The sequence below is a fragment of the Microbacterium sp. LMX7-1.2 genome, assembly GCF_040675935.1.
GTDB lineage: Bacteria > Actinomycetota > Actinomycetes > Actinomycetales > Microbacteriaceae > Microbacterium.
The window spans coordinates 1426674-1448801 of the sequence record NZ_JBEGIL010000001.1 but is presented as its reverse complement, the minus strand read 5'-3'; the positions used below and the strand labels follow the sequence as shown (position 1 = coordinate 1448801).

Here is a 22128-nt window from a genome sequence, read left to right as displayed (position 1 = left end):
TCACGGGCTCCCGATCGTCAGGAGAGCATCATCTCCCTCGCACAGGTCGACACGACCGCCACCCTCGGACCGATCCGCCAGACGTACTCCGGCACCGCCGACTTCCCGCCCATGGCGCACGCCTACAAGCAGGTGTCGCAGGTCGTGCGCGAGACCGGTCTGCTGCAGCGGGCCCGCTGGTTCTACGTGCTCGTCGGCGCCGCCCTGGCCCTCGCCCTCGGCGGCGTGGTCACGGGTTTCATCCTGCTCGGCGACAGCTGGTTCCAGCTCCTGATGGCCGCAGCTCTCGGGGTCATCCTGACCCAGGTGGCGTTCCTCGCGCACGAGGCAGCGCACCGGCAGATCCTCGCCTCGGGTCCCGCGAACTTCCGCCTGGCGCGCATCCTGGCCGCCGGTGTCGTCGGCATCAGCTACGCCTGGTGGGACTCCAAGCACACCAAGCACCACGGCAACCCCAACCAGGTGGGCAAGGACCCGGACATCCAGGTCGACACGATCTCGTTCCTCGACACGGATGCCGCGAAGTCGCGGGGTCTCATCCGCATGATCACTCGCCGTCAGGGTTGGCTGTTCTTCCCCCTCCTCACACTCGAGGGACTCAACCTGCACTACCTCGGCGTCAAGCACCTCGCCACGGGCGCGCGTGTCAAGGGGCGCTGGATCGAGCTGGCGCTGATCGCCGTGCGCTTCGCGATCGTGCTGGTCCCGGTGTTCCTGCTCCTGCCGCTCGGCATGGCGTTCGCCTTCATGGGAGTGCAGCTGGCGGTGTTCGGCGTGTACATGGGGGCGTCGTTCGCCCCGAACCACAAGGGGATGCCGATCATCGACCCGAGCGCCCGTCTCGACTTCTTCTCGAAGCAGGTGCGCACCTCCCGCAACATTCGCGGCGGCTGGTGGGCGACGTGGCTCATGGGAGGCCTCAACTATCAGGTGGAGCACCATCTGTTCCCGAACATGCCGCGCCCCCACCTCTCGAAGGCTCGGGAGATCGTCCGCGACTACTGCGCCGCGAACAGCGTCCCGTACACCGAGACGAGCCTCGGCCAGTCGTACGCGATCGTGATCGCGTACCTGAACAGGGTGGGTCTCGCCGCCCGAGACCCGTTCGACTGCCCGGCGTCGGCGCAGTTCGGCCGCGCCTAGCCGCTCGTCGTCAGAGCAGCCCGAGCTCCAGCGCCAGCGTCACCGCACGGGTACGATCCGAGACGCCGAGCTTCTCGAACACATGGAGCAGGTGCGTCTTGACCGTGGCCTCGCCGATGAACAAGTCGCGCGCGATCTCGGGATTGCTGCGCCCCGCGGCGACGAGTCGCAGCACCTCGAGTTCGCGAGGGGTGAGCTGCGGGCGATCGTCGCGCTCCGCGCGCATGCGCGTCACCAGAGTGGAGGCGATCGCGGGGGCGAGCACCGTGTTGCCCTGGGCGACCGAGCGGATGCCCGCCACGATCTCCTCGTGGGGCGAGGCCTTGAGCAGGTAGCCGCTCGCCCCGGCCTCGATCGCGCCGAGGATGTCGTCGTCGGTCTCGTACGTCGTCAGGACGAGCACGCGCACGGTCGGGAGCTGCGCGGTCAGTCGCGCCGTCGCCTCGATGCCCGAGACGCCCGGCATGCGAAGGTCCATGAGTACGACGTCCGGTCGCAGCTCCGCGGCCAGCGCGACGGCCTCGGCGCCGTCGCCGGCTTCTGCGACGACCTCCAGCCCCGGGTCGAGGTCGAGCAGCCCGACGATGCCGGAGCGGACGATCGGATGGTCGTCGGCGACGATCACGCGGATCATGACACCTCCTGGGAGACGGCTGGAGCGGCGGGGGCGACGGGGGCCAGGGGCACGTCGACGGTCAGAGCGGTACCGCCGTCAGCGCCGTCGGCCACGGCGAGCGTGCCTCCGACCAGGGCGACGCGGTCGCGCATGCCGGCCAGTCCGAACCCGAGGTCGTCGTCAATCGAGACGCCGCCGAGCCCGCGGCCGTCGTCCCGCAGACGGAGACGGGCCTGATCGTCGACCATGAGATCGATCGTCGCCGAGGCGGCGCCCGAGTGCTTGCGCACGTTGGCGAGTCCCTCCTGCGCGCAGCGGAGCAGGACCACCTGGACGTCCCGCGACAGCGCGGCATCCGACGCTCTCACGGTGACCCGCACCCCGGTCTCCCGCGTGAAGCGCTCGGCCAGACGGCGCAGCGCCTCCGACAGAGAATCGGCCGCTGGCGCAGGCGAGGTCTCCGCGACGAGCGCCCGGGCCTCCAGCAGCGCGTCGCGCGCAGCATCCTCGATCAGCCCGATGGCGGCGGGAGAGCCGTCGACCCGCGCGCGTTCGGCGAGCATCACGATGCTGGTGAGGCTCTGCGCGATCGTGTCGTGCACGTCGCGGGCCAACCTCGCCCGCTCGGCCATCGCCCCGGCCTCGCGACTCGCGGTCTCGAGCCCGGCCTGCGCGGCGGTGAGCTCGGCGAGAAGGCGCTGGCGCTGCACCCCCCATTCGGCGATGCGGGTGATCCACAAGCCCAGCGCGAGGCTGAACGCCGTGGACAGACCGCAGGTCAGCGCTCCGGCGGCGATCGCGTCCGTCCGGAACCCGCCCCACGCGGAATACGCGAGCGTGAGCACGATCCCGTTGCCGATCGTCACGAGGATCGCCTGTCGCGTGGTGCACGACGTCATCCACAGGAGAGGCAGCACGAGGGTCTGCAGGATCAGCATGTTCGGCTCGAGGAGGACGCCGAGGGCCAGCAGCGCGACGAGCGACACCTGCAGCAGCGCGGACGTGATCGGCGACGGATCCTGGACGCCCTCGTTGATGCCGACGTACGGACGGGCGCCGAGCGCGTAGACGAGGAACACCGCGACCGCGATCCCGATCAGCACCCACCGCGCGCCGGGAAACCGCTCCGGCAGCGCGACCGTCAGAGCCGACACCGCCACGAGCAGTGCGCTCGCGGCGATGTCCCACCCGAGGCGCTCTCTGCGGATGCCGCGACTCATACGTCCCACTCTTCCACGGGTCCCGCCTGCCGACGCCGCTGGCTCATCCGTCGCGGCGGATCCATCGGAACGTAGCCCGGCTCAGCACGGCTCCGATGATCAGCCACGCCGCGATCGCGAGGGCCACGAGGCCGAGCTGCCACTCGCCGCCCTGTTCCGCCGCCCGGAACGAGTCCGGCAGGAGCGCTGCGCGCATGCCCTGTGCGATCCACTTCAGGGGGAACGTGGCCGAGACGTTCTGCAGCCACTCCGGGAGAGTCGAGAACGCGATGTAGACGCCCGACACGAACTGCAGCAGCAGCACCACCGGGATCACCACGGCCGACGCGGTCTTGCCCGAGCGGGGGACGGCCGACAGGGCGATGCCCAGCAGGCTGCAGCTCAGCAGGCCCAGCACGAACACCCATGCGAACCGCCCCCACGCCTCGGCGTCGGTCGGCAGATCCACCCGGTACAGGACGACGGCGACCGCCATGAGCAGCCCGATCTGCAGGATCGCCGTCACGAACACCTGCCCGATCTTGCCGAGGAAGTACGTGACGGGCGAGATCGGCGTGCTGCCGAGGCGCTTGAGCGTTCCGTCGCTCTTCTCGACCGCGATCTCGATCGACAGCCCCTGTACGCCGGAGAGCAGGATGCCGCCCGCGACGAGGCCGGGCAGGTAGTAGGTGGCCATGCTGACGGCATCCGGTCCCTGTCCGATGTCGCCCGTGAAGATCGTCGCGAAGATCAGGTACATCACCGTCGGGAACAGGAAGGTGAAGAACACCTGGTCACCCGCACGGAAATACTGTCGCAGCTCGAAGCCGATGCGACGGATGCCGAGGCGCACGGTGCGCGCGGGGCCGAAGGTCGAGATCTGAGGGGTCGCGGCGGTCATGACTGCTCCTTCGCCTCGGCGAGTGCCCGTTCGTCGGCGGCTCCGTGCTCGCGGATCAGGTCGAGGTAGACGTCCTCGAGGGTGGGGCGGACGATCTCGAGATCACGAGGCTCGCCCCAGGTGCGATGGAGCTCGGCGACGAGCGTCCCCGGCGCGGACGTGCGCTCCTCGTGCACGGCGCCGGCGGCGTCCCTCCAGCGCACCATCGGCGTGCGCGCATCCGCGCCGCCGATCTCGTCGACGGCGCCGATCGCCGCGAGCCGACCGCCCACGATCACCGCGGCACGGTCACCGAGCTGGGCGGCCTCGTCGAGATAGTGGGTCGTGAGCAGGATGCTCGTGCCCTCGGCTTTCAGGGAGCGGATGAGCTCCCAGAACTGTCGTCGGGCCTCGGGGTCGAAGCCCGTGGTCGGCTCGTCGAGGAAGAGCAGTTCGGGCCGCCCGATGATGCCGAGCGCGACGTCGAGGCGGCGCTGCTGGCCGCCGGAGAGCCGACCGGCCCGAGTGCGCTGCTTCTGCTCCAGACCGACGGCGGCGATCACCTCGTCGACGTCGCGGGGGTGCGGGTAGTAGCCCGCGAACTCGGTGAGGAGCTCGCGCACCGTGAAGCTTCCGGCCTCGCCGGTGGACTGCAGCACGATGCCGAGCCGCGCCTTCCACTCGAGTCCTCCGTGCTGCGGGTCGACGCCCAGCACCCGGACTTCTCCGGAGGTGCGGTGGCGGTACCCCTCGAGGATCTCGATCGTCGTGGACTTGCCGGCGCCGTTCGGACCGAGCAGGGCGAAGGTCTCGCCACGGCGGATGTCGAAGGTGATGCCGTCGACCGCGGTGAACCCGCCGTACGACTTGCGGAGGTCGCGGACCTCGATCACGCTGCTGTCTGTCATGAGTCCAGCGTGCCCGTGCGGCGGCTCTCGCGGTAGCCATGGAGCGGCGGACACCGGCATCCACCGATCGGTGGATGTGACCGCAGACGGAGAGGGGCGCGGGCGGAGGATCCGCCCGCGCCCCTGTCATCGGAGCAGGATGCTGCTCAGCGCGAGGCCTTCTCGTCGGCCTCGACGACCTCGATCGTGATCTTGCCGTCGATCGTCTCGGTGTCCTCGTCGTCCAGTGCCTCGTCGCCGAGGAACTCCTCGTCGCCCAGGGACTCGGGGGTCTCGGAGGCCTCATCCAGGAGCTCGGCCTCGACCGCCTCGTCGGAGGCGTCCTCGTCGTCCGTGCTCGGCACGGCGATCGCCGAGGGGTCGTCGCTGAAGATGCCGTCGGGGCGGATCAGTTCGCGCACCTCGGCCATGAAGCTGGCGAGCTGCTGCTGCTGCCAGCGGAGCTGACGCGCATGGTCCTCGGCGTCGCGCAGCACAGTCGAGGTGTGCTGCGTGACGGAGTCGACGATCTTCTGCGACTTGACGCGGGCGCGGTCGAGTGCGTCCCGAGCGCGCACCTGCGCGTCCGCCTCGATCGTCTGGGCCTGCGAGCGCATGAGCCGCTCGTAGTCGTCGGCCTTGGCCGAGATGCGCTGCGCGTGATCGAGCGACGCCGCGACCTGCTCGTTCGCGTCGGTGGTGATGCGCTCGGCGTGCGCGACGGCCTGGTTGTGCAGCACGAGGAATTCCTGCTGCGCGTCATCCTGACGGCGCGTGAGCGTCTCCTCGAACTCGAGCACGCGGGCGTTCATCTCGCGCACCTCGCGCTCGGCGTCCGCGCGCAGCTGCGTGGTCTCGCGGGTCACGAGCGAGCGGAGCGCCGCGGCGCCCTTCTCGGCCTCGGTGCGGATCGCCGTGGCCTCCTGCGATGCCTGGTGCACCTTCTCGGCGGCGTGCGCGGCCTCGCGCTCGAGGGTGGCCTCGTGCGCCGTGTACTCGGTGTCGATCTTGAGGCGCACCTGGTCCGCGTCGTGCTGGGCCTGCGCGATGATGCGTGCGACGTCGGCGTCGGCCTCGGCGCGCTGCGCGGTGACCTCTTCGCGGGCGGCGGCCATGAGACGGTCGGCCTGGACCGCGGCGTTCTGGATCAGGACGTTGGCCTGCTCCTCGGCAACGCGCAGGATCGTCTCGAACTGCTCGCGCGAGGGGGCGTCCTTGCCCTCAGCGCGCGGGGCGTCGACGAGCTCGTTCGTGAGCGTCGTGACCTGCTGCTCGGCGGCGTCCGCCTGGGCCTTGGCCGCCGTCAGCTCGGCCTCGAGGGCCTCGCGCGCGCTGCGCTCCTCGTCGCGCACCGATTCGACGGCGTCCTCGTGTCGGGCCTCGGCGTCGGCGAGGTCGGCCTTGGCCTGCTGCAGCTGGTTGCGCAGAGCGCTGAGGGCCGCATCGACCTCGGCCTTGTCGTAGCCGCGGAACGAGGCGGTGAAGCCGCCCTGCTGCGGCGACTGCTGCTGCTGCGGAACGTCTTCGATCAGCTTGTCGAAGAAGTCCGGCGTGCGGTCGTTGTCGGGAGTTTCACTCATGGTCAGCCTTTCCGGCGCGTGTCACAGGGAGGGAGAACTGTGATGAGGCGTGGTGCCGTGATGTCGAGGGCGCCCGAACGGCGCATCGACGACACAGCACAGCCTAGTTGCGTCGGCTGTGATCCGCCCACCCCATGTGGAGGGCGGACTCGTCGTGACGCCGGCCTCAGGACGAGGGGTCGACGAGCACCCATATCGGGGAGTCCCCGGCGACGCGGTCGAACAGCTGCGGGGCATCCGGCACCGTCGTCCCGATGCCGCGCGCGGTCGCTTCCCGGAGCACGGCTGCGCGGAGGACGTTCCAGAAGGCGCTGGTGTTGGGGCGACCCAGGTGCTCCCCGAAACGCTCGACCTGGAGGCGCATCCCGTCCGGCGTGCCGACGAGGCGTGCGACCGCGTCGTCGGGCTCGAGGAAGCGGATGCCGTAGGAGCCGTCGTCGAGCACGGTGAACCGCCGAGGATCGCGGCGCACCACGTCGTCGACGATCGATCGCGCCGAGTCGGGCGTCGCGTGCAGGACGACGGTCGCACCGAGGTCCTCGAGGATCTCGAGCACGCGGTCCTCTTCGAAGCGCCGACCCGCGCGTCGTCCGCGGGAGCCTGAGGATCGGCGGATCCAGCGCGGTGCGAGCATCGCCACCACGATGATGATCACGATCACGGCGCCGATCACGAGCGGGTTGTCCACGTGCACCAACCTACGTGACCTGCGGGTTCAGCCGAGCAGCACCATGATCAGCACCAGCACGGGAAGACAGCCGAGTGTCGTGAGGAACACGGTGTCGCGCGAGATCGACTCGCCCACGTCATAGCGCTGCGAGTAGTTGAAGACGTTCTGCGCGGTGGGGAGCGCCGCGAGGATCACGACGAACAGCACCTCGGAGGGGCCGAGGCCGAACGCGAACTCGGCGATGACCCAGGCGATCACGGGCATGGCGACCAGCTTGAGGGTGGTGGCGAGCACGACGTCGCGGCGGTGCCCCGGTGCGCCGAGCACACGCTGGCCGTGCAGGGAGATGCCGTAGCTGATGAGGAGCACCGGCACCGCGGCATCCGCGATGAGCTGCGCGGGGTCCATCACGATCGGAGGAAGGGTGATGTCGAACACCGACACGAGGGTGCCGAGCAGCGAGCCGATGATGACCGGATTCGTCGCGGTGCGTCGCAGCGTGCGCGCGATCGAGACGGAGTCGCTCGTGACGGCATCCAGGATCGACAGTGAGATCGGCGTGAAGACCAGCAGCTGCATCAGCACGACGGGAGCGGGGTAGGCGGCGCTGCCGAGTAGGTAGAGCGACAGGGGGATGCCGATGTTGTTGGAGTTCACCTGGCCTGCCGCGAGAGCGCCGATCACCGTCTCGCCCGCCGGGCGCTTCCACCACAGCTTCGCGACCAGCGCGTACAGGGCGATCACGGCGACCGCCGCGATCGCCGAGACCGGGAGCAGCGAGGAGAACAGCATCTTCGCGTCCGCCTGGGCGAGCACCGTGAAGAGGAGGAACGGGGAGAGCACGAAGAAGATCAGGCGCCCGAGCACGTGGCGCGCGTGCGGCCCGAGGAGGTCGATGCGGCCGATGACCCACCCCAGTGCGATCGCGACTCCCACCACGGCGAATCCGGTGAGCGTCTCGATCATGCATCGAGCGTATCGGGGCCGAAAGGGTGCGGAGCGCATGAGAATATCTCTACGTTTGTACTCATGAACAAGGCATCCTGTGCACAACGAAGGTCTCGCGACGGGTGGCGTCGTGTGTGCGCAACACTCCTTGTCGCCCTCGCACTCGTGGGCGGAGACCTCGTATCACCGCCGGAGGCCGAAGCAGCCGTGGCCTTCGTGTCACCCACGAGCGGCAATGTCGGCGACAGGGTTCTCGGGTGTCCGGCGCAGAGCCGTCCCACACACCAGGGTGTCGACATCAATCAGAATGCCGGAGCAACTGTGTATGCCGCAGCAGGAGGCACCGTGACGACGGCGGTCAACTCGGCGGCTGTCACGGGGTACGGCACGCAGATCGTGATCGCGCACGCCGAGGGATACACCACCCGGTATGCGCACATGGTCTACGGATCCGTCACTCTCACGCCAGGGACGGTCGTGCAGCAGGGAGCCGTTCTCGGGGTCGTCGGCAGCACCGGCGCGAGCACGGGTCCGCATCTCCACTTCGAGATCTACGCCGGGAACGTCAACGTCACGAATAGCTACTTCCTGTGCGGCCAGGGCCGAGTCACCGCTCTCGCGCCGCTCTCCGCCCGTCGCTTCCCGGTGAACGCCGACGTGAGCGGCGACGGCCTTGCCGACCTCGTCGCGATCTCCACGACAGGGCAGATGTACGTATACACGGGCGATGGCCGAGGAGGTTGGGGCATGGTGCTGCTCGGCATGGGATGGGAGACGACCCGAGCGCTCATCCGTGGCGACTTCAACGGTGACGGTCGCGGAGACATCATGGCGGTCCGCGCCGACGGCACGCTCTGGTTCTATCGCAATGCGGGGGGATACGCCTTCTATGCGACACAGGTCGGCTCGGGGTGGCAGAACATCCGCATGGTGACGGGCGGCGGCGACTACAACGACGACGGCCGGGCTGACCTCATCGCGGTCGGGGCGGACGACAGGCTGTACATGTACACCGGTAACGGCGCTGGTGGGTTCACATCTGCCATCGTGATCGGTAGTGCGTGGGGAGTGATGGATCACATTCTCGCCGGGGAGTACTCGGGCGACGGTCGGGGGGATCTTCTGGCGCGAGATCGGGTGGGCAACCTCTACCTGTACCGAGGCAACGGCTACGGCGTGAACAACGCCGCGCAAGTCGGCAGCGGATGGAGCGGAATGACTGTGATAGCCGGAGGTGCCGACTTCAACTCCGACGGGAACGCCGACGTCCTCGCCCGCGACGCGAACGGCAACCTGTTGCTCTACCCGTGGCTCGGGAGCTCGTTCGGGAACCAGTATCTTGTGGGGCACGGGTGGAACATGCATCGCCTCATCCACTGATCGGGGAAGGCATCCCGGATGCCCTGCTAGTCGGTCGCACTCGTGACGTACCGTCCACGCGCAGGTGCCGTCGTTCCCCGACCGCACCGGCGGTGCTGTCACCGCGCTCGCTCTCGTGACCGTCTGCCGCAGGGGGTGGCGACGTCGGTCGCCCACGAGCCGCGGATCGACGCGGTGCCTTCATGGGGGCGAGTTCGGCTACGCGGGCCAGCCGGAGGCGTTCGCCGCGCGGCTGCGGCGAGGTCCTCGACGCGGGCTGAGGCCCCAGGGCAAAGCAAAACCCCCGCCATGTAGAAGCTAGGCGAGGGTTTCTGGGGCCATTGTAATGATGGTCCGTGTGGCTCCGACGGGCGTCGATCCCGTGACCTCACGATTTTCAGTTGGATGTGGCGGGTCAGCGGGTGCTCGTTGGTCGCAGTTTGGCGCGTGATTCTGCGGAAGTCGTCATCCTTGGTCGCGGCTGGTTGAGGGTGGTTTCAGTGGAGCTACCGGCACGGAACCGGCACAGGGCGCCGGGACTAGACCTTAAAGGAGGCGTAATCGCTAGCCATGAATGCCTCGACTACCCGACGTTGATCGGGGCTATTCGCGTGCAGGTTTTGAACCAAACGAGTTCGGTCGAGGATGTTCACGTCAACGCGTGCCACGTATTTGAACGTGTCGTGGTCGGCATGATGAGGGATCGCGAGGAAGGGTACGGGCGCAATTGCTTCGCCGAAAAACTGCTGCCAGTCGAGTGGTACAGGCTCCTGCGCCTTATTCCGCCACGAATCGCTAACTGCGCAAGTAACTTGTCCGATGAAGAGCCAACGCCCGTGCCGGGATACGCCCCAATCGAGGTGCGCAACGACGTCAACATCCTCATCGTTGGCGTTACGTCGACGGGTAGTCGCATTCGGGTTGATAGGGATCGAGAGGTGCTCCCCAAGAGCGTTCATTGTTCGTATGAAGTCGGACCCGTTGGCTCGCGATAGCGGGCCCAGCCGCCCAACGTGAAACCCTACATTTTCGAGGGAATCGCTCACGACCTCTTCCAACAGGTGCTCGACTGAGACCGGAGTGGGAATCTTGAATGCATGGCTCATCGTGATCGCGAGCAGGCTGACGTAGGCGGAATCTGCAGGGTCCAGCCCCTCCGCCCGTCGCAAAACCTTGCCTTGGACGGTGAAGGGATACTTGTCGCCTAGGGCTTCCGCTCGTTCGAGGATCGAGGTCCATGCTTCGTCGGCGAGATCAGTCGCCTTCCACGAAGCCACGGGGTTGCCGTTCGCGTCGACCGCTTCCTCTCCGCCGGGTCGCAGAATCTGCTTTACCCGCGTGTACGTGTCCTCAATCAGGTCCTGCAGCGAGGAGAGCTTGACGCGTCGGTCTCGGAGTGCGACAACCTCGAGATAGTCTGCCAGGAAGGATGCACGTGCTAGCGTTCCGTACTTGTCGATCTGCGGTTCAATCTTCGCCATCGAGCCTGTCCTTGACGAGCGCGTTTAGTGAGCGCGCGGTGTTGAAAACGTTGGCTGCGGATTCAACTTCCTCTGCTCCGATCTCGTATGAGTCGATATTGCGAAGAATGAGGTCGAGGCTCCTAACGATGTTGCGGAGTTTCTGTGGGAGAGTCGCGCCGTCGGCGACTTGTGCAGCGAGATCGAGGTCGCGCGAAGTAAGAAGCGTCTCCCGAGCGGCGTCGTGCGCCAAGACGCGGCCGTAGGTGGTTACGTCTCGCGAATCCTGTAGCAACGCGATATGGCTTCCCGCAGGCGGAACCATGTGGTCGAGTACAATCGCGAGATTCGCAGGATCAAGGTGGCCGAGACGGTCCTTGATGGTTGCGTAATCCAACGCATCGCCCAGGCCGATGAAGTTGCGGACTTCAGCACTGTTAAGCAGTCGATTCCAGACGCCGAAGCGATCCCTGAGCACGACCTTTGCGGGTCCTGCCAGGTCGAGTTCATCGCGTGCCACCTTGAGAGTCTTGAGAGCTAGGTACGGTCCGCGTACCCCCAAGGCATTAGTGCCGACGCGCTTGCCTACATCCTTGAACGGGTTAGTGCTACCAGCAGCGGCGGCGGCCTCGACTTCAGCTTCGAGGTAGCGAGCTTTCGCTTCCGCGCTCCAAGTCTTGATGCCACCGATATGGCGATATCCGAGGAACTTTCGTACTTCTGCGTCACTCGACACGATCACGCATGGCACCGTGCGGAGGTCATCCAGCTGCGCTTGCGTCGGCGCGACGTCGAAATCGAACTCCAGGTCGGCGATTTTCGCTGCATCAGTCTGTAGCAGGATCTGGATGGTGGAGAATCGCCGGTTGCCCTCAACCACGATGTACTCATCTGCATTGGCTGTGGTGCGGACGATGAGTGGTTCGTGGTCGAAGAAGCCGTTCTGAATCATCGACGACGCGAGTTCTTCAAGGGTCGATGTCTCTTCGAGCCACGCGAGCATCTCGGCTTCTGATGAGCCGAGCAGGTCTTCCGGGAGCCGAGGGTTTGCCGGGTCCAGGTGCAGACTCGTCACCGGAAGCCGAACTATACTCGTCGGCGGCTGAGTCGTCGCACCGTGCGCCGTTTCGTTAGACAATGTCTTGTCCTATCCGTCAGGTTGCGGTTGTTGGTAGACCTTGCACGGTGACCGGTCGCGGTGAAGGGCCCCGCCCTGTTCCCTCGTGCGCCGCCTTAGCGCCAATTAGATCTCGATACTCGTGCCGAACTGGCTTCGGCTCCGCCAGCTTAGGCGGTTCGCAACTGGCTCGCGCTAGCGCGAGTTTCGGACTGTGTGTAACGGCTTGCCCGAGTGCCTGAAGGATCGCTGATCCCATCACTTCTGCGAGCAAGGCTGGGGTCGCGTTGCCAACTTGCTTCACCTGTTGGCGTTCATCCCCGATCAGTTCCCAGTCATCGGGGAAGGTTTGGAGGCGCAGCTGTTCGCGAATCGTCAGGTGGCGGTTATCCCAGTGGAAGGGTCCCGTCGCGGGTCCTGGAGATGCTGAGAGCGTCCACGAAGGCTCGCCGGGGGAAAGCTTGAGCAGAAAGTTCCAGTATCGCGTGCGGTACCCGAAGAGCTCTTCACCGCCCCCTCGGCTAGTCAGCCACTGGTAGTTGGCGCCAGCGGGGATGCTCTCGAGTAGGCCTTCCCATTTGCCCGCTGATCGAGTGGAGACGGACCCCTGGAGGTCTCCGATTGCATCCCAAGCGCGAATCGGAGTGCCCGCGTAGGTTGGTTCTGGCCATTCGAAGCCGACGCCGTCTCGTAGGGCCACAATGATTACGCGCCGACGGTTCTGAGGCACCCCGTAGTCCGCGGAGTTCACGAGGCGCCATTCGAGATGGTACGAGGTGCCCGTCTGCTTGGCTATCGCGTCGAATTCTCCCCGGAGGTATTCGATTGCAGAGTGGCGTCCTTGGACAAAACCGAGGACGTTCTCCATTAGGACAGCCTTCGGGAGGAAAGATCGAATGAGTTTCATGGTCGCGTGTACCGTCTGCGCGCGCGGATCCTCCATCCCTCGACGCCCGCTCGCAGCCCATTGGGCAGCGAGTGAGAACGGCTGGCATGGCGGTCCGCCAGCCAGCAGATCGAGGTCTCCCTTCGACAGACTGAGCGACTCCGGTGAAAGAGTCTCGGCCGCGACCAGGACATCACCTTCGCCAAGATGCGCCCACTCTGGCCTGTTGTGGGCAAGGGTTGCGGAAGCCGATTGGTCAATTTCAATCACGCCGAGGTGATCAAAACCGGCTGCCTCGAGCCCGATGTCCATGCCGCCAGCGCCCGAAAATATTGAGAGTGCGGTTGGCTTACCCGGGGAGATCATGCTTCGAGCTCAGCACGTGGACGTGTGCTTGTCAATTCGGTCGTGTTGCCCGCCGAGGAGCGCCCGCCCGCAGCGAAGCGAGGACGGACGCACCGCAGGCGGCGCTGCCGGCCGGAGGCCGGCCTTGAATGAGTAAAGAAAGTCTTCACAGCTCGGCTCACGCGCCTGACCGACGGACGCGGGTGGCCTTGGCCTTGACATCTTCGGGCTTGATCGGTCGGGCTTCGAAGCGCTGGTGCCACGCGTCGAACACTGGCAGAAGCTCCGGCTCGCGGCGCTTCAAAGCGGTGCTCATGAACCCGGAGAGGTCGTCGATCGGTCGGGTGATCCGCTCGTCGGCCGGGTTGCGCACGAAGCCCATCTGCTTGGGGGCGTTCTCACCGAAGAGGGCGACGAACTCCTCGGAGACGATGCTGCGCATGCGGGTGCGGAGGTTCAGCTGTTCGTCCAGTTCGGGACTGATGCCCTTGAAATCGCTGTCGACCACCGCGATGAACGGCTCGAGGACGATATCGATCAGGGGCTCAGGCTTGAGCAACTCGCGCACCGACTGCACGTGCTGCTCGTTGTACCGGTGCCGGAGGGCGCTCGGGGACACGCGTTGCCACTTGGCGAGCATCGACAGCTCAGGACGCGGATCCGCGACTACCTGGCAATAGGCCGTCAGTAGTGCACGAACATCCGCTGAGCGGTCCGCCAACTCGGTGCTGACGCCTGCGACGCGCTGGAGCCACTCTTCTGTCGTGTCCTCGGGGAGGTCCGTGGCCGTCGGAGTCCAACGAGGCGGCGCTGAGCGCTCGAAGTCTGCAGCGGGGTCGGTATGGACCCTCGTGAGGTTGGCGAGCAGCCCGGCGACAGGTGCCGGTATCTGTAACTGATTCAGATTCTTGCTCACCGGATCAGACTACGGGATCTCGTGTCGCAAAGTACTTGCGCAAAGTAAAGCGGCAAAGTACTGTGACAAACGTAAGGCAACCATCTCTAGTTGGAAGGAGCCAGCGATGGCACTTCAGTCAGGAATCCCGGTCAGCTTCGAGGCGTACTTCCCGGTCGGCGCGTTCGCCATCGGCGAGGTCACCCCGGTCATCAAGTGGGAAGACGGGCAGCCCCACGGGCAGGACCTCGACAAGAACACCGGTCACCCGCTGTGGCAGGTCCGCGTGATCGACGCCGATCCCGATGCGCGGAAGGGACAGAACGAGATCACTGTGAAGCTCGCGAGTGTCCTCGAACCGCAGCTTCCCCCGGAAGCGAATGGCCTCCCGTTCCGGCCGGTCGTCTTCGACGGGCTCTTCGTGACCCCGTACATCCAGGAGACCGGCGGACGCCCCCGCGTTGCGTTCTCGCTCCGCGCTCGCGAGATGAAGGCGCCGGCCAAGCCGCGGGGCGGTGAATGATGACGTGGTCATGGCGCCTCGAGAAGGCGTACTGGTCGACGGAGATTCCGGTCCTTGCGCGGCGCGGCTGGTGGCTGCTGGTGCTCATCGTGGTGCTCACGATGTTCAGCGCGATCCCGTTCGTCGGACAGCTCATCAACTGGCTGCTCGTTGTCGCGATCGGAGTCGTGGTGCTTCGCCGAGCGATCGCGAGTCGTCGCTTCGCCACACTGGAGCGCGACCGCTGGCAATCCCAGATGGCTAACTGGATGGTCAGCGTCTGGCCATCCCTCGCTGTTCAGCTCGGGCTCGAGGTCAGGACCTACAGCGGGCAGAAGCTCGTCACGGGCGCGGGCCGGCCGACATGGCACGGGGACACGTGCATCCTGCCCGTGTCGATGCCGGCTGGGCTGGCGCGTGAAGACCTCGTCGCAGCGTCGAACCGCATTGCGCAGGCATTCAACGCAGTACGGGTTACCGTCTCGGGCGAATACCTAAGCGAGCTTGCGCTGCGGATCGACTACGTCGACGCTCTCGCCGAGCCTTTCAGCTTTCCGCTGGGCGGCACTTGGGACGGGGCATCCGTTCTCATGGGCATCACGGATGGGGGAGAGGAGTGGCGCCTGCCGCTTGGCCCTCACACGCTGGTCGCCGGGTCCTCGGGGAGCGGTAAGGCCTCTCTGGTGTGGGGCCTCCTCCTCGGTCTTGTGCAGCCGATCCACTCCGGCCTTGTCGAGGTCTGGGGTATCGATCGCAAGGGCGGCATGGAACTCGCGATGGGCCGCGACCTGCTCACGCGGTTCGCGTCGGATGCTGCTCACTCGGTGGCGCTGCTCGAAGAAGCCGTACAGGTAATGCAGGCGCGTGCTCGAGACCTCGCTGGAGTTACACGTCAGCACACCGCAACCGCCGAGAGCCCGACGGTCGTCGTACTCATCGACGAGTTGGCTGCCCTCACGGCATATGAAACGGACCGCGAGATGCTGCGCCGCGCGAACGCGGCCATCGCGACACTCGCGTCGCAAGGGCGGGCAGTCGGCTTCATCCTCTTCGCATGTCTTCAGGATCCGCGGAAAGAGACGCTGCCTGCGCGCGGACTCTTCACCCAGACCGTTGGGCTGCGCCTTCGCGACCGCGTCGAGACCGGGATGGTGCTGGGGGACGGTGCCGTCGCGGCCGGGGCCATGTGCCATGAGATCTCGCCGCGGACACCCGGCGTCGCCTACGTGCTCGCTGAGGACGGGGCGCCTCCCGAGCGCGTGCGCGCAGCCTACGCCGCAGACGAGCAGATCCGCGACGCAGCGCTCGGATACTTCGCGCCCAACCCCCGTCCGATCGAGCTGCCGGAAGCGGACGACGCACCAAAGCCTCGACGCGCGCGTGCTCGGAGGAACAGAGAGACGACAGAAACAAAGGAGGAGTCATGAACAAGGCGACGATCACCGTGACCGCGGTGCTCTCCGGCCTGGTTCTGCTTGCCGGCGGCGGTGCAATAGGAGCGGCCATGCGCCCCGCACTCGAGACCAGCGCGGAGACGGTAACGAATCCCGTTCCCTGCAACCTGAGGCTCGTATGGGACCGCTCTGAGCAGACGTTTCAGGCCGTCTACGAAGACTCGGCGATGATCAGCTACACGCCTACGTACGGTCGCGTGGCGAACCTCTCCTGCACGGATGCCGAGATCCTCGAGTGGCAGGGCCAGCGGGAAGCGGACGGCCAGGACTCAGATGTCTGCCGCCCTGTGCTTCAGAGCGACGTCGCGGGCAACGTGTACCCGATCGGCTGCGCCAACCCGACGATGGTGGTGACCGGTGAGCCTCGCTGAGTCCGTCGCAGCCCGACTGCGGAGCCCGGAGTTCGACTCGTGGATGGCCGGCGCGGCGAGAACCGGATACTGCTCCAACCCGGTGCGGCTCTCCGGTTCGTCGTCGACACTGCATCCCGGAACCGGCGAAGTGCTTAGCGAGTTCAGCAGCACCTCCCAGCCGGACGGGCTGACGTACACCCGCTGCGGCAACCGGCGATCCCGTCGGTGCGAGTCCTGCAGTCACGAATACAAGGGCGACACCTGGCACATGATCATGGCGGGTGCAGCCGGTGGGATGAAGGGTGTTCCGGAACGAATCGCCGAGCATCCGATGGTCTTCGTCACGCTGACCGCGCCATCGTTCGGCACGGTGCACTCGACCTCGCGCTCACGCATTCATGGCACCTGCGAGCATGGTCGCCCTCGAGGCTGCCGCTGTGGTCATAAACCGGGGGATCCGCTGCTCGGCGACCCGATGTGCGACGACTGCTACGACTACGAGGCGCACATCGTGTGGCAGTACTTCGCTCCAGAGCTCTGGCGACGGTTCACGATCCAGCTTCGTCGCAGTCTCGCGCACGAGCTCGGCCTCACCCAAAAAGCCGCAGCCGAGATCGTACGGGTGCAGTTTGCCAAGGTCGCGGAGTTCCAACGACGGGGCGCCGTGCATTTCCACGCGATCATTCGACTTGACGGTGTCAGCCTGGATGAAGAGTTCCCAGCCACTCCGCGCGAGGTGACGGAGGTGCACCTGAGTGCCGCTATCCGATCAGCGGTACGTCTTGTCGCCTACGTCGCGCCGCCGCTCACGTCTGGTGCTGAGTCACGCACGCTGCGATGGGGTGCTCAGATCGACGTCCAACCGATCGTGCGGCGCGACGGGCTCGACGGAACGCTCTCCGACCGGGCCGTGGCTGCATACATCGCGAAGTACGCGACCAAGGCGACGGAAGACCTTGATGGCGGAGCCGGCGCTCGGATGCACATTCGCAGGCTCAAGGAATTATCGACTCGGATGGGTGAAACCGGCGACGCGGACGGCCCATACGCGCTGCTGTCCAAGTGGGCTCACATGCTCGGCTTTCGAGGTCACTTCTCCTCAAAGTCGCGTCGCTACTCCGTCACCCTCGGGTCCCTTCGCGACGCTCGTCAGCGCTGGAGACTCGATCGCATTGTCGAGCGTGCCCAGAGCGATGGGCACGACGTCGAAGAAGTGCTCGTCATCGGTTCGTGGAGCTTTGCAGGCATGGGATGGCGATCCGACGGTGACCGGGCGCTCGCGATCGAAGCGGCTCGAGCTGCGCGGGAATGGCGGGACGGGCGACGCGTCCGTTTCGAAGACAAGAAAGGAGAGAAAGATGCGCAACGCAACTGAACTCGTCGACGAGCGAGCCGACGTCGAGTCCGTTGAGATCGACAAGTACATGACGAGGAGGGAGGTCGCCGAGCGCTGCCGCGTTCCGCTCTCCACGTTCGACTCGCTGAGGCGACAGGCGCGCGTGCCATTTCCGGATGCCCACGTGGGCAAGCACATGCTGTGGCGGACATCGACGATCGAAGCGTTCCTGGATGCTGGAGGCACTCGTGTCCTCTCGTAGCTCGAGGATCGATCCGAAGACTCGAAAGCCACTGCCTGAGGGCATCCGCTACCGCGCCGATCGGAACAAGTATCAGGTACGCGTGTGGGCTGTCGGGATGAACGGCGAGGACCGCGAACGCAGTTTCCTCGTCGAGACACTTGCAGAGGCAAAGAAGGTCCGCAGCGAAGCGCGTTTGACCGTGCGCCCCGAAGGTGGGATGACCCTCAACGCCTGGCACACGAGATACTGGCCGGTCCTCACTGAAGGGATCCGCCCCGCGACCGAAGCGGCGTACGAACGCGGATGGCGACTTCGGGTGCAGCCGTGGCTCGGTCACCGCAGGCTTGAGACGATCTCGGTCTCGGACATCGACGGCGCCATCGCGGAGTGGAGTGGGTCCGCATCGACTCGAAATGACGCACTCGCACTGCTCAGCCGTCTGCTGGAAGGTGCGGCACGAGCGGGGATCATCGTCACGAACCCTGTCCGTCTGGCTCGCAGACCCCGGCCCGAACGGCCGGAGAGTGTTCGGTCGCGAGCGCTGAACACGGCCGAGGTCAGGGCGATGCTCGACTTCGTAGGCGAAGGGCCGCATCGCGACTACCTCGCAGCGTTGGTCTACACCGGGATGCGCGCGGGAGAGGCCAGCGCATTGCGAGTGAGTGATGTCGATCTTGATCACGGTGTCATCAATGTGCGGCGGAGCTTCTCGCCGGCGGGAGGCGGCAAGGTGAGAGAACAGTCGCCAAAGAGCCACAAGGAGCGCACCGTTCCGCTTCCGGCTGCGCTGCGCCCGATCCTGGTGCGACGCCTGGACGGGCTCGGCCGGAATGAGCTGGTGTTCACCGGTGCTCGGGGTGGCCGGCTCAATCCCTCGAATGTTCGGCGGGCCGTCGACTGGGATGGGCTGCGATCAAGGCTCGAGCGTCCGGATCTGCGCATCCATGACCTTCGCCACACACTCGCGACGCTGCTGTTCGACGCGGGGGCAGCAGCGAACGACGTCCAGGCCATCCTCGGGCACTCGTCGATGCAGGTGACCGAGAAGTACAGCCGTGCGCGGTCGGATGCCGCCGTGCGAGCGAATGGTGCACTTGACCGCCTGCTGGGCGGAACCCGAGCAGTAGCGACGGAAAGAGGGAAGCGATGAACATGAACGTGTGCCCCTACCGGTACACGAGTCTCACGGCTGCGATCGGCGATCGGACCTCACCCCTGCGGCAGTTGTTGACCGCGGAGTTCCCGAACACGCGTCTGATCCAGGCCGAGTATCGCGCTGCGCGGCCGACCCTCCGCGTTGAGGGCGGATCGTCGAACCCTGGCACGCTGGGCGGAGCATTTGACTACGCCACACGGTTCCGGCTGGATCACTCCTACAGTGCTGACCTCGCACGGTTGGCTTTCCTTGGCGACGAGAATGACCTCGCCAACATCGACGCAGTGATCGTGGCAGCTCAGGTCGCGCAGTCGATCGGGGATCGCTCAACTGTCTTCCGGGCGTCGTGGGCGCTGTCGCTGCTCACCGAGGTATACAGGATCGGGCTTGCCGGGGGATCACCGCTGGCTGCGCTGCTTAAGGACGCCACATTCGACGCCATGCACCTGCTTGAGCTGGCCCCGGAGGACGCGATCCGCCAGCTGGACTCTCTCGTCACGCTTGCCGAGACGGCACTGATTCCGAACATCGCGGGGCCGTTCCGCATCGGGCCGATCTTCGACGGATCTGCGTTGTGCGCTGCGGACGCCGACATCATTGCGGGTGATCTGCTCTTGGATCTCAAGACGAGGCTTGGCGACAAGGTCAAGAGGGCAGGCGGACGATCGGACACCTTGCGGATCCAGGACCTCCTGCAGCTGGTCGGATACGCCCTGTTCGACCGCTCCGATACTTACCGCATCGCACGGGTGGGCATCTACTCCGCCAGGTTTGGACGCATGGTCGTGTGGGGCCTCGACGAGCTACTCGAGAAGCTCGCGGGGCAGCCTGTCGATCTCAGCGAGATGCGGGAGCGGGTCTGGGCAGTACTTGGAGGAGACTCCGATGGCGAGTGAGATGCGAGCGACGAACGTAGTCAGTGACATGAAGCAGGTTCTGATGATCGGCGCGCTCGACGAGTATCGAATGCTGTTGCTCGGAGCATCGGCCTCGAGAAGATCGAGGCGAAGTTGTCGACACTGGAATGGGCCAACACCGGCGCGACCTGGTGACCGTCTGCCTTGTAGCCTGCTCGGTAGCCTGGGTGCATGCCGGAACTCATCCGAAGTGCCGCCGGAAGCTTGCAGGAAGCCGGGTGGACGTTTGAGCCGCCGACGTCGACGGAGAACGGCGTTCCCTCCCCGCTGCGGGCGGCACCCGAAACGGTGATCCGCTGGGTGTCCTCGTTCTCACTCCTGTCGAGCTCAGACGAGACGGTGTGGTTCTTGTCCCGCGACGACTACTCGACCGGCGCGGAGGGGGCGTTCGCGTGGAACGAGTGTGAACTGCTGAGCATCCAGGCTGCGACGACGGATGATGAGGCGGTCGCGGTCTCCCGTTTCTGGAGGCGCCACGCACCCATCCTGCTTTCCGTTCGCAACGGATACGAGTACCTGGCGGTGCGAGACGACGGAGCAGTCGTCCACGGTTCCGAACCAGAGTTCGAAGAAGCGGCCGTCGTGTTCTCTCACTTCGAAGATCTGCTGAGGTACACCACCGCGCGGCCGGCCCGGCGCAACCAGGTCGTCGACAGCTTGCTGTTCGGTGCCGCCGACGTCACTGACCCGACGCCAGGCGACTAGCTTGGCACCGCTTCACTGAGTCGCTCCATGAGCGCGGCCCCCGACGGCTCCCGGTATCGGTGGGCCAGTGGTTCGAGCATCTCGTTCAGGCGATTCGGGCGCAGCAGAGTCCCTCGTTGAATTGCCTGCGCGACGGCATCGGACACGAGAGATAGGTCTTCCCGCGATTCGACGAGGTCCGCGATCGTCCGCTCGACGGTCATGGACGGCATACCGTCCACGAACACGATGTCTTCGGTCGCCAGTGATCGGACACGGATTCGAACTCCGTCGATCCTCGTGGTCCGTCGAGTGGCGGCGACGAACTCGGATGCTCCAGGGAACCAGTCGCCGATCTCGTGCAGCGCCGCTGCCGACTTTCCCGATGCGATCACGGATGCCGTGCCGCCGAGAGCGAGCCAGTGAACTCTGATGGTGTCGATCTCCAGCGCGGCCTCCGGTGCGCCGGCCATGCGGTAGACGCCCTGCGCGAGACGTTCGAGGGCGCCGGCAGCAGTGAGGCTCGAGAGTGTCTTGCGAGAGATGCCGGCGTTGGCCGCCTGCGCGGTCGTGACCATGCCCCAGCGCTCTGCGGCGATCGCACCGAGCTTCGCGATCGTGGAGCCTGCCATGCAGCATTTGTACACCAGATTGATTACAAATGCTGCACGCGGTCGTCGCTGGGGTTTCGACTCGCGTGGAGTTACATGTGCCGAGAAGGCGCTCGCGACGAGTTGACCTCACAGGGCGTTGAGGTCGACTCCGAAGCGGGCCGCGATGTCGCGAAGAGGCTCAGCGTCCATGTTGCGACGCTCGTGCAGAATTGCAGCGATCTCCTGGTCCTCGAGCGCTGCCAGCGTGGCGTTGCGATCCCAGTTCACACTGGCGTCCATGCGATCGCCTCCTCCGTTGCAACGCTACGCTACCGGGCGGACGAGTGTCGTTGGCGGCTCCCTACCGGCACAAAACCGGCACAACGCCTCAGGGAACGCGTTTCGTCTCGCCCCGCTCGCTCTCGTTCGAGGATGGGAAGCCCGTTTCGTCTAGCTCCGTCCGTCCCTCGACGGGAGGCGAAAACCTCCCCTCACCAGCCCAAAGCAAAACCCCCGCCATGTAGAAGCTAGGCGAGGGTTTCTGGGACCGTTGTAATGACGGTCCTTGTGGCTCCGACGGGCGTCGATCCCGTGACCTCACGATTTTCAGTCGTGCGCTCTACCAACTGAGCTACAGAGCCGTGCGACCGGCGAACCTGTCGCATCTAGACGAAAGGCCCTCTCCGAAAAAAGGACCCATCGCTCAGAGCGACCCTGACGGGACTTGAACCCGCGACCTCCGCCGTGACAGGGCGGCACGCTAACCAACTGCGCTACAGGGCCATACTTGTTTTCAATTGTATCGGATGGAGTGACCCCAACGGGATTCGAACCCGTGCTACCGCCGTGAAAGGGCGGCGTCCTAGGCCGCTAAACGATGGGGCCGAAGGTTCGTCCCGGGGGA

General features: G+C 65.9%; 23 protein-coding genes and 3 tRNA genes. 10 read left to right on the top strand and 16 right to left on the bottom strand.

Translation table 11 applies throughout. From position 1 onward, the window contains the following. Positions 1-27: 27 nt before the first annotated feature. Positions 28-1143, top strand: a complete 1116-nt coding sequence (locus MRBLMX7_RS07125) for a fatty acid desaturase family protein (protein ID WP_414685139.1) — start codon at positions 28-30, stop codon at positions 1141-1143. A 10-nt stretch (positions 1144-1153) separates the two neighbouring features. On the opposite strand, the gene MRBLMX7_RS07120 is transcribed toward MRBLMX7_RS07125, so the two are convergent. The 7 genes from MRBLMX7_RS07120 to MRBLMX7_RS07090 form a co-directional block, all read right to left on the bottom strand. Beyond that, positions 1154-1777: a response regulator transcription factor gene (locus MRBLMX7_RS07120; RefSeq protein WP_363367037.1), complete on the bottom strand. Its 624-nt coding sequence runs from the start codon at positions 1775-1777 to the stop codon at positions 1154-1156. After that, complete coding sequence (locus MRBLMX7_RS07115; RefSeq protein WP_363367035.1) at positions 1774-2979, bottom strand: sensor histidine kinase; 1206 nt, start codon at positions 2977-2979, stop codon at positions 1774-1776. Before MRBLMX7_RS07115 ends, MRBLMX7_RS07120 begins: the two co-directional genes overlap by 4 nt. Positions 2980-3022: 43 nt before the next feature. Continuing rightward, positions 3023-3859: an ABC transporter permease gene (locus MRBLMX7_RS07110; RefSeq protein WP_363367033.1), complete on the bottom strand. Its 837-nt coding sequence runs from the start codon at positions 3857-3859 to the stop codon at positions 3023-3025. After that, positions 3856-4746 (bottom strand): ABC transporter ATP-binding protein, encoded by an 891-nt coding sequence (locus MRBLMX7_RS07105; protein ID WP_363367031.1) that lies wholly within the window; start codon positions 4744-4746, stop codon positions 3856-3858. Before MRBLMX7_RS07105 ends, MRBLMX7_RS07110 begins: the two co-directional genes overlap by 4 nt. 146 nt (positions 4747-4892) lie before the next feature. Beyond that, a complete protein-coding gene (locus MRBLMX7_RS07100; protein WP_363367029.1) occupies positions 4893-6305 on the bottom strand; it encodes a cell division initiation protein in 1413 nt (470 codons plus the stop codon). A 166-nt stretch (positions 6306-6471) separates the two neighbouring features. Next, the gene (locus MRBLMX7_RS07095) at positions 6472-6993 is read right to left on the bottom strand and encodes a hypothetical protein (RefSeq protein ID WP_363367027.1); all 522 of its coding nucleotides are present in this window, start codon (positions 6991-6993) and stop codon (positions 6472-6474) included. Positions 6994-7020: 27 nt separating this feature from the next. Next, a complete protein-coding gene (locus MRBLMX7_RS07090) occupies positions 7021-7941 on the bottom strand; it encodes an AEC family transporter (protein ID WP_363367025.1) in 921 nt (306 codons plus the stop codon). Positions 7942-8004: 63 nt separating this feature from the next. On the opposite strand from MRBLMX7_RS07090, the gene MRBLMX7_RS07085 reads away from it, so the two are divergent. Beyond that, a complete protein-coding gene (locus tag MRBLMX7_RS07085; RefSeq protein WP_363367023.1) occupies positions 8005-9303 on the top strand; it encodes a peptidoglycan DD-metalloendopeptidase family protein in 1299 nt (432 codons plus the stop codon). 518 nt (positions 9304-9821) lie between these two features. Here the strand turns inward: MRBLMX7_RS07085 and MRBLMX7_RS07080 are convergent. From MRBLMX7_RS07080 to MRBLMX7_RS07065, 4 genes are all read right to left on the bottom strand, one after another. Further along, positions 9822-10763 (bottom strand): hypothetical protein, encoded by a 942-nt coding sequence (locus tag MRBLMX7_RS07080; protein ID WP_363367021.1) that lies wholly within the window; start codon positions 10761-10763, stop codon positions 9822-9824. Further along, positions 10750-11817, bottom strand: a complete 1068-nt coding sequence (locus MRBLMX7_RS07075; RefSeq protein WP_363367019.1) for a ParB N-terminal domain-containing protein — start codon at positions 11815-11817, stop codon at positions 10750-10752. Before MRBLMX7_RS07075 ends, MRBLMX7_RS07080 begins: the two co-directional genes overlap by 14 nt. Positions 11818-11896: 79 nt before the next feature. Beyond that, positions 11897-13111, bottom strand: coding sequence for a DNA cytosine methyltransferase (locus tag MRBLMX7_RS07070; RefSeq protein WP_363367017.1), 1215 nt, complete (start codon positions 13109-13111; stop codon positions 11897-11899). A 157-nt stretch (positions 13112-13268) separates the two neighbouring features. Beyond that, positions 13269-14006, bottom strand: coding sequence for a hypothetical protein (locus MRBLMX7_RS07065; RefSeq protein ID WP_363367015.1), 738 nt, complete (start codon positions 14004-14006; stop codon positions 13269-13271). A 106-nt stretch (positions 14007-14112) separates the two neighbouring features. On the opposite strand from MRBLMX7_RS07065, the gene MRBLMX7_RS07060 reads away from it, so the two are divergent. The 8 genes from MRBLMX7_RS07060 (at position 14113) to MRBLMX7_RS07025 (ending at position 20652) form a co-directional block, all read left to right on the top strand. Continuing rightward, positions 14113-14508: a plasmid replication, integration and excision activator gene (locus tag MRBLMX7_RS07060; RefSeq protein WP_363367013.1), complete on the top strand. Its 396-nt coding sequence runs from the start codon at positions 14113-14115 to the stop codon at positions 14506-14508. An 80-nt stretch (positions 14509-14588) separates the two neighbouring features. Then, on the top strand, positions 14589-15914 hold the full coding sequence (locus tag MRBLMX7_RS07055) for an FtsK/SpoIIIE domain-containing protein (protein ID WP_363367011.1): 1326 nt from the start codon (positions 14589-14591) through the stop codon (positions 15912-15914). Continuing rightward, positions 15911-16312, top strand: coding sequence for a hypothetical protein (locus MRBLMX7_RS07050; protein WP_363367009.1), 402 nt, complete (start codon positions 15911-15913; stop codon positions 16310-16312). The genes MRBLMX7_RS07055 and MRBLMX7_RS07050 overlap by 4 nt, the downstream gene beginning before the upstream one ends. 43 nt (positions 16313-16355) lie before the next feature. Next, positions 16356-17669, top strand: coding sequence for a replication initiator (locus tag MRBLMX7_RS07045; protein WP_363367007.1), 1314 nt, complete (start codon positions 16356-16358; stop codon positions 17667-17669). Continuing rightward, positions 17653-17892 carry a helix-turn-helix transcriptional regulator gene (locus tag MRBLMX7_RS07040; RefSeq protein ID WP_363367005.1) on the top strand — a complete coding sequence of 80 codons (240 nt, stop codon included), beginning with the start codon at positions 17653-17655 and terminating at the stop codon, positions 17890-17892. The genes MRBLMX7_RS07045 and MRBLMX7_RS07040 overlap by 17 nt, the downstream gene beginning before the upstream one ends. Further along, positions 17864-19024 (top strand): tyrosine-type recombinase/integrase, encoded by a 1161-nt coding sequence (locus MRBLMX7_RS07035; protein WP_363367003.1) that lies wholly within the window; start codon positions 17864-17866, stop codon positions 19022-19024. The genes MRBLMX7_RS07040 and MRBLMX7_RS07035 overlap by 29 nt, the downstream gene beginning before the upstream one ends. Further along, a complete protein-coding gene (locus tag MRBLMX7_RS07030) occupies positions 19021-19926 on the top strand; it encodes a hypothetical protein (protein ID WP_363367001.1) in 906 nt (301 codons plus the stop codon). The genes MRBLMX7_RS07035 and MRBLMX7_RS07030 overlap by 4 nt, the downstream gene beginning before the upstream one ends. Positions 19927-20118: 192 nt before the next feature. Next, positions 20119-20652, top strand: a complete 534-nt coding sequence (locus MRBLMX7_RS07025; protein WP_363366999.1) for a hypothetical protein — start codon at positions 20119-20121, stop codon at positions 20650-20652. On the opposite strand, the gene MRBLMX7_RS07020 is transcribed toward MRBLMX7_RS07025, so the two are convergent. The 5 genes from MRBLMX7_RS07020 to MRBLMX7_RS07000 all read right to left on the bottom strand — a co-directional run bounded on the left by MRBLMX7_RS07020 (position 20649) and on the right by MRBLMX7_RS07000 (position 22109). Next, positions 20649-21263 (bottom strand): type IV toxin-antitoxin system AbiEi family antitoxin domain-containing protein, encoded by a 615-nt coding sequence (locus MRBLMX7_RS07020; RefSeq protein WP_363366997.1) that lies wholly within the window; start codon positions 21261-21263, stop codon positions 20649-20651. The two genes, MRBLMX7_RS07025 and MRBLMX7_RS07020, sit on opposite strands and share 4 nt — an antisense overlap. Before the next feature lie 108 nt (positions 21264-21371). Further along, positions 21372-21524 carry a hypothetical protein gene (locus tag MRBLMX7_RS07015; protein WP_363366995.1) on the bottom strand — a complete coding sequence of 51 codons (153 nt, stop codon included), beginning with the start codon at positions 21522-21524 and terminating at the stop codon, positions 21372-21374. 268 nt (positions 21525-21792) lie between these two features. Then, positions 21793-21865 (bottom strand) — tRNA-Phe (locus MRBLMX7_RS07010). 68 nt (positions 21866-21933) lie between these two features. Then, positions 21934-22007 (bottom strand) — tRNA-Asp (locus tag MRBLMX7_RS07005). 29 nt (positions 22008-22036) lie between these two features. After that, positions 22037-22109: transfer RNA gene (locus MRBLMX7_RS07000), tRNA-Glu, on the bottom strand. Between the last annotated feature and the right edge of the window lie 19 nt (positions 22110-22128).

Excerpts from the sequence above, each read along its gene's own strand:
- MRBLMX7_RS07120 (WP_363367037.1), bottom strand. The coding sequence starts at position 1,777 with ATGATCCGCGTGATCGTCGCCGACGACCATCCGATCGTCCGCTCCGGC.
- MRBLMX7_RS07115 (WP_363367035.1), bottom strand. The coding sequence starts at position 2,979 with ATGAGTCGCGGCATCCGCAGAGAGCGCCTCGGGTGGGACATCGCCGCG.
- MRBLMX7_RS07110 (WP_363367033.1), bottom strand. The coding sequence starts at position 3,859 with ATGACCGCCGCGACCCCTCAGATCTCGACCTTCGGCCCCGCGCGCACC.
- MRBLMX7_RS07105 (WP_363367031.1), bottom strand. The coding sequence starts at position 4,746 with ATGACAGACAGCAGCGTGATCGAGGTCCGCGACCTCCGCAAGTCGTAC.
- MRBLMX7_RS07100 (WP_363367029.1), bottom strand. The coding sequence starts at position 6,305 with ATGAGTGAAACTCCCGACAACGACCGCACGCCGGACTTCTTCGACAAG.
- MRBLMX7_RS07090 (WP_363367025.1), bottom strand. The coding sequence starts at position 7,941 with ATGATCGAGACGCTCACCGGATTCGCCGTGGTGGGAGTCGCGATCGCA.
- MRBLMX7_RS07085 (WP_363367023.1), top strand. The coding sequence starts at position 8,005 with ATGAACAAGGCATCCTGTGCACAACGAAGGTCTCGCGACGGGTGGCGT.
- MRBLMX7_RS07080 (WP_363367021.1), bottom strand. The coding sequence starts at position 10,763 with ATGGCGAAGATTGAACCGCAGATCGACAAGTACGGAACGCTAGCACGT.
- MRBLMX7_RS07070 (WP_363367017.1), bottom strand. The coding sequence starts at position 13,111 with ATGATCTCCCCGGGTAAGCCAACCGCACTCTCAATATTTTCGGGCGCT.
- MRBLMX7_RS07060 (WP_363367013.1), top strand. The coding sequence starts at position 14,113 with ATGGCACTTCAGTCAGGAATCCCGGTCAGCTTCGAGGCGTACTTCCCG.
- MRBLMX7_RS07050 (WP_363367009.1), top strand. The coding sequence starts at position 15,911 with ATGAACAAGGCGACGATCACCGTGACCGCGGTGCTCTCCGGCCTGGTT.
- MRBLMX7_RS07045 (WP_363367007.1), top strand. The coding sequence starts at position 16,356 with ATGGCCGGCGCGGCGAGAACCGGATACTGCTCCAACCCGGTGCGGCTC.
- MRBLMX7_RS07040 (WP_363367005.1), top strand. The coding sequence starts at position 17,653 with ATGCGCAACGCAACTGAACTCGTCGACGAGCGAGCCGACGTCGAGTCC.
- MRBLMX7_RS07035 (WP_363367003.1), top strand. The coding sequence starts at position 17,864 with ATGCTGGAGGCACTCGTGTCCTCTCGTAGCTCGAGGATCGATCCGAAG.
- MRBLMX7_RS07030 (WP_363367001.1), top strand. The coding sequence starts at position 19,021 with ATGAACATGAACGTGTGCCCCTACCGGTACACGAGTCTCACGGCTGCG.
- MRBLMX7_RS07025 (WP_363366999.1), top strand. The coding sequence starts at position 20,119 with ATGCCGGAACTCATCCGAAGTGCCGCCGGAAGCTTGCAGGAAGCCGGG.
- MRBLMX7_RS07020 (WP_363366997.1), bottom strand. The coding sequence starts at position 21,263 with ATGGCAGGCTCCACGATCGCGAAGCTCGGTGCGATCGCCGCAGAGCGC.
- MRBLMX7_RS07015 (WP_363366995.1), bottom strand. The coding sequence starts at position 21,524 with ATGGACGCCAGTGTGAACTGGGATCGCAACGCCACGCTGGCAGCGCTC.